The 2,653-nt window shown below is 55.9% G+C and carries 2 protein-coding genes; both read left to right on the top strand.

The window, feature by feature from the left end:
- Window positions 1-215: 215 nt before the first annotated feature.
- A complete protein-coding gene (locus B2T33_RS06010) occupies window positions 216-1,748 on the top strand; it encodes an acyl-CoA carboxylase subunit beta (protein ID WP_197145328.1) in 1,533 nt (510 codons plus the stop codon).
- Window positions 1,749-1,769: 21 nt separating this feature from the next.
- Window positions 1,770-2,653 (top strand): acetyl-CoA carboxylase biotin carboxylase subunit (locus B2T33_RS06005; RefSeq protein ID WP_286791445.1); only part of this gene is annotated, 884 nt, incomplete at its 3' end.

Here is a 2,653-nt window from a genome sequence, read left to right as displayed (position 1 = left end):
ACCTATTGAGGTTCCACATCTAGACTTTAGTTCAGCCCGCACGGATATATCGAAATGACGTTAGGGAAATCAGGCGTTTAGGGATTATTCTGGAGCTCTGTCAGAACAGTAAAAATAATTGGCATTCCAGTACCGAATAATGCTATTTCATTCTCCAGACGCGCATACCGGGCCGAAAAGTGCCAGAAGGCCGATCACAGCAAGGAAAACGCAACATGCAGGATATTGTCGCCAAACTCGAAGCGAAGCGCGCCGAAGCTGCCATGGGCGGCGGCCAGCGCCGCATTGATAATCAGCATGCCAAGGGCAAGCTCACCGCGCGTGAACGCCTTGATGTACTGCTTGACGAAGGCTCCTTCGAAGAATGGGACATGTTTGTCGAACATGATTGCGTCGATTTCGGCATGACCGAAAACCGCATTCCCGGCGACGGTGTTGTCACCGGGCATGGCACGATCAACGGCCGTCTGGTCTTTGTATTCTCTCAAGATTTCACCGTTTTCGGCGGCGCACTTTCGGGTGCGCATGCGCGCAAGATCGCCAAGATCATGGATCAGGCGATGAAGGTCGGCGCACCGGTGATCGGGCTTAATGATTCGGGCGGCGCGCGTATTCAGGAAGGTGTTGAAAGCCTGGCGGGTTACGCCGATGTCTTCCAGCGCAATGTCGAGGCATCCGGTGTCATCCCGCAAATTTCCCTGATCATGGGGCCGTGTGCCGGTGGGGCGGTTTACAGCCCGGCCATGACCGACTTCATCTTCATGGTCAAGGACAGCTCCTATATGTTCGTGACCGGTCCGGATGTGGTCAAAACCGTCACCCACGAAGAAGTCACCCACGAACAGCTGGGCGGGGCATCGACCCACACCAGTGTGTCGGGTGTTGCTGATCTGGCCTTTGACAATGATGTCGACCTGCTGCTTCAGACCCGGCGTTTCATGGACTTCCTGCCACTGTGCAACAAGGAAGACCCGCCCGCACGCCTCTGCGAAGATCCGATCAATCGCGATGACTTCTCGCTCGATACCCTGGTGCCAGAAAACCCCAACATGCCCTATGACATGAAGGAACTGATCACCAAGATCGTCGATGAGGGCGACTTCTTTGAAATTCAGGCCGACTACGCCAAAAACATCATTATCGGCATGGCGCGCATGGATGGCCGCACGGTCGGTGTCGTCGCCAACCAGCCGATGGTTCTGGCCGGTTGCCTTGATATCGACAGTTCCAAAAAGGCCGCACGCTTCGTGCGCTTCTGCGATGCCTATAACATTCCGATTGTCACCTTCGTTGATGTGCCGGGCTTCATGCCGGGCACCGCACAGGAATATGGCGGCATCATCAAACATGGTGCGAAACTGCTTTATGCCTATGCCGAGGCGACCGTGCCCAAGGTCACCGTCATTACCCGTAAGGCTTACGGCGGCGCTTATGACGTGATGTCATCAAAACATCTGCGCGGTGACGTCAACTATGCCTGGCCGACCGCCGAAATTGCGGTGATGGGGCCAAAAGGGGCGGTGGAAATCATCTTCCGTGCGGATATGGACAATCCGGCAAAGATCGAAGCCCGCACCGAGGAATACCGCGAAAAATTCGCCAACCCGTTTGTCGCGGGCCGCAAGGGGTTCATTGATGATGTCATCATGCCGCATGGCACACGCCGTCGCGTTTGCAAGGCGCTTGGCATGCTGCGCAACAAGGACACCAAGAACCCTGAAAAGAAACACGGCAACATTCCGCTGTAAGACAAATTGGGAGACAGAAAAATGTTCAGCAAGATCCTGATTGCCAACCGCGGTGAAATCGCCTGCCGTGTGATCAAATCAGCCCGCAAAATGGGCATCAAAACCGTTGCGGTCTATTCCGATGCCGACAAGGCCGCCCTTCATGTCCAGATGGCCGACGAGGCCGTTCGTATTGGTCCGGCACCGTCCAATCAGTCCTATCTGATCATCGAAAACATCATCGAGGCCTGCAAATCCACAGGCGCCGAGGCCGTCCATCCCGGTTATGGCTTCCTCTCGGAAAACCAGGCTTTCGCCAAGGCGCTTGATGCCGCCGGTATTGCCTTTATCGGCCCGCCGAATGGTGCGATTGCCGCCATGGGCGACAAGATCACGTCTAAGAAAATCGCGGCTGACGCCGGTGTTTCGACCGTGCCGGGCTATATGGGGGTGATCAAGGATACCGCCGAGGCGATCAAGATCGCGAATGATATCGGCTACCCGGTAATGCTCAAGGCATCCGCTGGCGGTGGCGGCAAGGGCATGCGTATTGCGCGCAACGATGCCGAATGCCGCGAAGGCTTCGAACGTGCAACGTCAGAGGCCGCAAGCTCCTTTGGCGATGACCGCGTCTTTGTCGAAAAATTCGTCGAAGAACCGCGCCATATTGAAATTCAGGTGCTGGCCGACAAGCACGGCAATGCGATCTATCTTGGTGAACGCGAATGCTCCATCCAGCGCCGCCACCAGAAGGTCGTCGAAGAAGCCCCGTCACCCTTTATAGATCCCGCGACCCGAAAAGCCATGGGCGAACAGGCTGTGGCACTGGCACGTGCGGTGGATTACTGCTCGGCAGGGACGGTCGAATTCATCGTCGATAAGGACAAGAACTTCTACTTCCTTGAAATGAACACCCGGCTTCAGGT

The sequence above is a fragment of the Thalassospira sp. UBA4513 genome (assembly GCF_002388495.1).
Taxonomy (GTDB): domain Bacteria; phylum Pseudomonadota; class Alphaproteobacteria; order Rhodospirillales; family Thalassospiraceae; genus Thalassospira; species Thalassospira tepidiphila.
Note: the sequence above shows the minus strand (reverse complement) of the source record. Positions and strands in the feature narration are given on the sequence as shown.

Excerpts from the sequence above, each read along its gene's own strand:
- B2T33_RS06010 (WP_197145328.1), top strand. The coding sequence starts at position 216 with ATGCAGGATATTGTCGCCAAACTCGAAGCGAAGCGCGCCGAAGCTGCC.